The 6,646-nt window shown below is 35.7% G+C and carries 5 protein-coding genes and 1 rRNA gene; 2 read left to right on the top strand and 4 right to left on the bottom strand.

Annotated elements, in window-relative coordinates:
- From IGQ45_01440 to IGQ45_01430, 3 genes are all read right to left on the bottom strand, one after another.
- Positions 1–328, bottom strand: a 16S ribosomal RNA gene (locus IGQ45_01440); the annotation flags it as partial.
- A 376-nt stretch (positions 329–704) separates the two neighbouring features.
- Positions 705–2,768, bottom strand: a complete 2,064-nt coding sequence (locus tag IGQ45_01435) for an AAA family ATPase (protein ID MBF2055890.1) — start codon at positions 2,766–2,768, stop codon at positions 705–707.
- Positions 2,765–2,944 (bottom strand): hypothetical protein, encoded by a 180-nt coding sequence (locus IGQ45_01430; protein ID MBF2055889.1) that lies wholly within the window; start codon positions 2,942–2,944, stop codon positions 2,765–2,767. Before IGQ45_01430 ends, IGQ45_01435 begins: the two co-directional genes overlap by 4 nt.
- Before the next feature lie 89 nt (positions 2,945–3,033).
- On the opposite strand from IGQ45_01430, the gene IGQ45_01425 reads away from it, so the two are divergent.
- Together IGQ45_01425 and IGQ45_01420 are read left to right on the top strand one after the other, a co-directional pair.
- Positions 3,034–3,966 carry an SDR family oxidoreductase gene (locus tag IGQ45_01425; GenBank protein ID MBF2055888.1) on the top strand — a complete coding sequence of 311 codons (933 nt, stop codon included), beginning with the start codon at positions 3,034–3,036 and terminating at the stop codon, positions 3,964–3,966.
- 63 nt (positions 3,967–4,029) lie between these two features.
- Positions 4,030–5,379, top strand: a complete 1,350-nt coding sequence (locus tag IGQ45_01420; GenBank protein MBF2055887.1) for a TldD/PmbA family protein — start codon at positions 4,030–4,032, stop codon at positions 5,377–5,379.
- Positions 5,380–5,945: 566 nt separating this feature from the next.
- Here the strand turns inward: IGQ45_01420 and IGQ45_01415 are convergent.
- Positions 5,946–6,308 carry a hypothetical protein gene (locus IGQ45_01415; GenBank protein MBF2055886.1) on the bottom strand — a complete coding sequence of 121 codons (363 nt, stop codon included), beginning with the start codon at positions 6,306–6,308 and terminating at the stop codon, positions 5,946–5,948.
- Positions 6,309–6,646: the final 338 nt, after the last annotated feature.

Genomic DNA, 6,646 nt, shown 5'->3' with positions numbered 1-6,646 from the left:
CCCACTGCTGCCTCCCGTAGGAGTCTGGGCCGTGTCTCAGTCCCAGTGTGGCTGCTCATCCTCTCAGACCAGCTACTGATCGTCGCCTTGGTAGTCCCTTACACTACCAACTAGCTAATCAGCCGCAAGCTCTTCTTTAGGCGATCAATCTTTTACTTCTCAGCTCATCCGGTATTAGCAGTCGTTTCCAACTGTTGTCCCCGACCTAAAGGCAGATTCTTACGTGTTACTCACCCGTCCGCCACTATGCCCTAAGGCACCGTTCGACTTGCATGTGTTAGGCATACCGCCAGCGTTCATCCTGAGCCAGGATCAAACTCTCCATTGTAAGTGCCGCAGCACTCTCAACGAGCTGTTTTACTTGCTCTTTCTTTTTCTTTGTTATTAATTAAAATAAGTTTTTGACAAGGATGTGTATCTGTGTTGAAAATGGCTTTCAAACTATTGAGTTGTCGAGGTTCGTGGTGTGTTAGAGAGGTTGATGTCTCTCAATCGCACATGTACTAATATAACTTACCTTTTTCTAAATGGCAACTTTTTCCCCTATCTTTTTTTTGACAATTACTACGATTACCTATTTTCAATGCTTCTGGCTTTTTATATTTCTCTGGGTTGGGTGGTGCTTCAATTTACTTTATTCTATATCTATTGTGTCTGGGCTAGAAACTCGAAGGACCATGCACAATTCTATTTTGCCTATTTACTCAATTTTCTATTTCTATAATTTCTGTGTATTCGTATTGACTATCAATTTTTGTCACTAGAGGGTATTCTCGGTTGTTGATATTAATAGAGTCTTCCTGACAATCTGGTTTAGGGGAGCGATAAACCAATATATATTGTCGGTTAATATAATCACTCATTTCCATTTCTACTTCGTTGCGCCATTGGGTTTTCGTTACTAAAACTATTAGTTGATTGGCTAACTGAGGTATTGATTTGGCTACTTGACGGCGATAAATCTCATCTAAACTACCAAAAGGGGAATCCATAACAATAGGAAATTGACTAGAATTAATTCCCATTACATAATTTTTTTCAGACCATTGTCGGACCATGTCGATAATAGCACCGATAAAAGATAAGCTCAGTATTTGATTTTCTCCGGTGGAAGCTGCTACTGGTAAAGCTACACCAGATGTATTCTCAATTAAATTTAGCTCATAATTTTCACTCAATCTGGGTTGATATGGTGTAACAGAAATGAAGCTGAAAATTTCTTGCAATCTTTTTTCTAAGGCTAAACGAAATTGATTTTCTAATCTTTTTTTAACTTCTTCTAAACAGTTAATAGCAGTTATTGTTGCTTCTATTCGACGATTAATCAATAATTGTTTTTCTTGTTTAGTTTCTTGTTTTAAAATTTCTTTGGACAAATTCTCAATGGCTTTTTCATTATTCTCTAACTCTAAGTTAGTTTCCCCTTTATTGAGGTTAATTTGTTCGATATGGGATTCAATCTTATCTAATTGTTTTTGGGTTGATTGGATATTTTCGTCTGGATATTGTCTCAGTTGATCGTTAATTTTATCAATTTCATTTTCGTTATGACTGAGATTCAAGCGCCCTTCACCCATACTTGATTGTAGCTGATCAATTTGTTGCCAAAATGATTCTTTTTCTTTCATTAAGCTATTAATTTGAGTGTCCAAACGAATTGCTGATTCTTCCATATCACCTATTCCAGCTTTATTCATCCATCCTTCTACCTGCTGATAAGGGGGCTGATTGGGATGTAATTCTGTACCGCAAATACAACGGTTTTGTTGCAAGAGTTGTTGTACAAAATCCTGTTTTATGCCACTAGGTAGTTGTCCTTTTTCTCTTAATTCATTGATAATATTATTAAATATTTGTACTCTCTCGGTTAAGAAAACTAGATAACCTTGATTAGAGATTATTTTTTGGCTTTTGTCTCGATCTTCTTTTAGTTTAGTTTTAATTTTTTCTTGGTTATCCAATAAGTTATGCTTGAGTTTTTGTAAGTTTTCTACACCACTTAATGTTAATAATTTTTCAGAAATATTATTTTTTTCTATCAACAGTTCTTTTAATCTTTGCTCTAAAAGCTGATAATTTTGATTAAATTCCTCTTGTCTTTTCTCTAATTGCGTTTGCTCATTTAATAATTTATTTATTCTTACGTCTCCTAAAGATAATAATTCATTTTGTAAGGTTTTCTGAGCTTTTTTAAGATGAGAAATAGCTCTTTCTAAGACTTTTACACCGATTAATTCTTTAGTATCATCTGCTATTTTTTGACGTTCAGGAGAGCGAAAAATATGCTCAATTTGTTCTCCATCAAAGAAGAAATATTGATGCAAACTGCGCGGTAAAATTTTCTCGATAATGTCTTCTGGTTTTTCTTGAGGGGGTTTCCAATTACCATCGCTATCAGCAATCATAATTACTAAAGTTATACTACCTTGGTCAAGGTTATTATGACCTTGTTTAATAGCTCTAAATTTTCTTTTTAACTGATAACGAGTATAGTTATGTTCAAAAATAATCTCAACAGCGCACTCCACACTACTTTCTATGTCTATTTCGTGAATAGCTTTTTTATTAATTAATCTTGTGGGAGAAGAAAAAGCTGGGGTAAACTGTTGATAAAAAGCCCAAGTGAAGGCATTTAGAATTGTAGTCTTGCCTGAGCCATTATTACCGTGAATAATCGTAGTATTTTTTTCATCTTTAGCAAAATAAATTATGGGAGTTTTACCATAAAATTGACGAAAATTAGTTAACTGTAAAGAAATTATTTTCATTGAATATTATTTTTGATAATCCTTAAAATATCATCATTAATACTACGAGAATTATTATTATATAATCGCTCTCTTTCTAATTTTAACACTTCTTCAATTATGGCTCTTACGGTGGAGGGCGCTTGATTAATGGGCTGATTGATGTCGTCTAAACTAAAATTATCCTGATTAATCATGGTCTACAAAATGTCAAAAGAAGATAATTCATTATAAATTGTTCATGATTTAGGTTAAGGTATATACTGAATAAAAAATGTAAAGATTTATGAGAATTTTAGTTACTGGGGGCGCTGGTTTTATTGGCTCTCACCTTATTGATACTCTAATGAATGAAGGTCATGAGGTGCTATGCTTAGACAACTTTTACACGGGCGAAAAAAGCAACGTTGATCATTGGATTGATCATCACAATTTTGAATTAATTCGTCATGATATTACTGAGCCTATACGACTTGAAGTAGAACAAGTGTATCATTTGGCTTGTCCGGCTTCCCCCATTCACTATCAATTTAATCCCGTCAAAACCATTAAAACTAATGTGATGGGAACTTTGAATATGCTAGGATTGGCAAAAAGGACTAAAGCAAGATTTTTATTAGCTTCTACTTCAGAGGTATATGGCGACCCAGAAATACATCCTCAAACAGAAGAATATAGAGGTAGTGTTAATTGTATCGGTCCTCGTTCCTGTTATGATGAAGGGAAAAGAGTAGCGGAAACTCTTGCCTTTGACTATCATCGAGAGCATAATGTTGATATTAGAGTTGCGCGGATATTCAACACCTATGGAACTAGGATGTTGGAAAAAGATGGGCGAGTGGTGAGTAATTTTATCGCTCAAGCCATTAGAGGCATTCCTTTAACGGTATATGGTGATGGTTCACAAACTCGCAGTTTTTGCTATGTCTCAGATTTGGTGGCAGGGTTGCGGGCGCTGATGAATGGGGATTATATTGGACCTGTTAATTTGGGTAATCCGGGTGAATATACTATTTTAGAGTTGGCTAAAACTATTCAAGAAATGGTAAATCCTTCGGCGGAATTGATTTATAAGCCCTTACCTCAAGATGATCCAAAACAGCGTCAACCGGATATTAGCAAAGCTAAACACTATTTGGGATGGTCTCCGACTATTTCTTTACGAGATGGTTTAAAGTTGACTATTGAGGATTTTCAGCGCCGTATTAATGGTAAGTAAGTTTGGTAGTTTATAACTTTTTTTATTATGACTTTTGTGGTGGGCAATGCCCACCCTACATTGATGACATCAACAAATTTTATTAATAACTGGGAAAATTCTTTTAATTGTCTTTATGAGTGGTTGCTTAATCAAGTTAATGATGGGCAATATTTTACTCTACAATTAACGGGGGAAGATAGCCATTTTATTCGTTTTAGTCAGGCAAAGGTTAGACAGACTGGTTTGGTTTGGGATGCCCAAGTAGAGTTAAATTTGATGGGTGAAGGGCGCACGATGACGGTTACTTTTCCTCTGGTGGGGGATAAAAATATTGATTTAGCTAATGTTGAAACCTATTGGCAGGAGTTGAGGGAGGATATTAAAGGTTTACCTGTTGACGCTTATCAGGTGTTGCCAGAGGCTGGGGAGTCAAGCCATGAAGTGTCTCAGGGGAATTTATTACCTACGGCTGAGGCGGTGGGATCTATTTTGTCTGTAGTGGAAGATTTAGATTTTACGGGGTTTTATGCTTCGGGTGAAATGATTCGGGCTAGTTATAATTCTTTGGGGGTTAAAAATTGGTTTGCCTCCCCTTCTTTTTGGTTGGATTATTCTTTAATTAATGAGCGGGAAAAGTCTTTAAAGGGGGTAATTTCAGCGCCCGTCTGGCATCAAAACCGCTACGAAAAACAAATCAGCGCCCACCGCCATCTATTACCATCCCTCAGTTTACCAGAAAAGGAAATCAAACCGGGTCTTTATCGCACCTATTTAAGTCCTAGTGCGGTAGCTGATTTGGTAGGTATGTTTTCATGGGGGGCAATCAGTGAAGCCTCTCTCAGGCAGGGGGGAAGTGCGCTGGGTAAGATGCGCTATGAGGGTTGGGAATTGTCGCCCCTATTCAATTTAGCAGAGGATTTTAGCCGAGGAAATGTACCCCGTTTTAATGGTTTTGGCGAAATTGCTCCTTCTTATCTACCTCTAATTCAAAAGGGCAAATTAGTCAATACTTTGATTAATCGTCGCACGGCAAAGGAGTATAATATCACGGGTAATGGTGCTTGTGTGGGTGAGTCTTTACGCACCCCTGTAGTTAGTGGCGGTAATTTATTCGCTGACGATATATTAAAAGAAATTGATACAGGATTATATATCAGTAATCTACATTATTTGAATTGGAGTGAGCGCGCTGGGGGAAGGGTAACGGGTATGACTCGTTATGGTTGTTTTTGGGTGGAAAATGGCGAAATCGTGGCAACTATTAAGGATATACGCTTTGATGATTCTTTTTATCGTTATTTCGGCGATAATTTAATCAACCTCACGGATTTTGTCGAGTTTATTCCCTATATTAGCAGTTATGGTCATCGTTCTTTAGGGGGTTGCACTGTGCCGGGGGCGCTGGTAGCTGATTTTTGTTTTACTTTGTGATACTCACACCATCACAATCTTTGATTTAATGGGATAGGTGATTCTTGCTTCATTGCCACTTAAATATAGCAATCCTTTGTAATTTGTGAGAATTTAATAGAAAATAATACTCTCCTCGCCCACTGGGAGAGCAGGGTGTTTTCAAAGTCAGGATCAAAATTGATTTGTTTTTGACAAGAAGACAATATAAGGATGATCCCCCCCAACCCCCCTTAAAAAGGGGGGAGATTCAGGGAGACAGGAGGATTTTTTACTATTAATTGATTTATTAGTAGTTAAAAACCTCTGAATTTCAGATTATTGGCTAGTTTGAGAAACTAACATTTTTGAGAATGAAAACGCCCTGCTCCCAACCGCAGGGGATTTTCAAAGTCAGGATCAAAATTGATTTGTTTTTGACAAGAAGACAGGTTGACAGGGAGACAGGAGGATTTTTTACTATTAATTGATTTATTAGTAGTTAAAAACCTCTGAATTTCAGATTATTGGCTAGTTTGAGAAACTAACATTTTTGAGAATGAAAACGCCCTGCTGGGAGAGGGGTTGGGATGAGGGCAGATTTTCGTCTAGGCATCAAATAAATTAGTAATAATATATTTTGTTTTTTCTTCTAATTTTTGCCAATTTAATTCCCCTTGATTATTGACTAAATCATCATCAATTTCTACCGTTTGGTTTTCGTCATAAACATAGTTTTTAAAACACACTTGAAAGCAGATTTTCCAAACATTCGTCTCTTTTACTGTGTCACCTTTTTTTTGAGTAACAATATAACTAGGAAAAGGCTCATTTATTTCCTGATAAGTTATTTCCCATGCTGAATCTTCAGCAATTTTCCTAATATTATCAACTACTCGAATAAATGTAGGTTGCATGATGACGCGCGCTTTTTCATAATCTAATCTAGTTTTAAACTTTGGGATAAGCATTGTTAAATTTTTTTTGTGATGATTATTTTTCTAACTATAAAAATAACTCGAATAAAAAGGGTAATTTTTTTGAGTTTTTGATAATTTATATTATTTTTTTTAACTAATAAGCCTACCTCAAGAATCGATAAAGATAATTGCTTAAAACTGATCTCTACATTCTCATTAATTAAAATTAATATATCATTGACTTGTCCTAAAAAAAAATATGATTGTATGAGTTTTAGGCAAATTGTTAAAATAGCTATACTTAGTAAACAATTAATTAAACAAACAAGAATAACTTGTAAGTTATCGTCAAAAAAAGAGTTAATCGGTAGTTGGCGAAATACTAATAG

The sequence above is a fragment of the Cyanobacterium sp. T60_A2020_053 genome, from assembly GCA_015272165.1.
In the GTDB taxonomy this organism is placed as follows: Bacteria; Cyanobacteriota; Cyanobacteriia; order Cyanobacteriales; family Cyanobacteriaceae; genus Cyanobacterium.
This window is presented reverse-complemented; position numbering and strand designations above follow the sequence as displayed.

Excerpts from the sequence above, each read along its gene's own strand:
- IGQ45_01425 (MBF2055888.1), top strand. The coding sequence starts at position 3,034 with ATGAGAATTTTAGTTACTGGGGGCGCTGGTTTTATTGGCTCTCACCTT.
- IGQ45_01430 (MBF2055889.1), bottom strand. The coding sequence starts at position 2,944 with ATGATTAATCAGGATAATTTTAGTTTAGACGACATCAATCAGCCCATT.
- IGQ45_01415 (MBF2055886.1), bottom strand. The coding sequence starts at position 6,308 with ATGCTTATCCCAAAGTTTAAAACTAGATTAGATTATGAAAAAGCGCGC.
- IGQ45_01420 (MBF2055887.1), top strand. The coding sequence starts at position 4,030 with ATGACATCAACAAATTTTATTAATAACTGGGAAAATTCTTTTAATTGT.
- IGQ45_01435 (MBF2055890.1), bottom strand. The coding sequence starts at position 2,768 with ATGAAAATAATTTCTTTACAGTTAACTAATTTTCGTCAATTTTATGGT.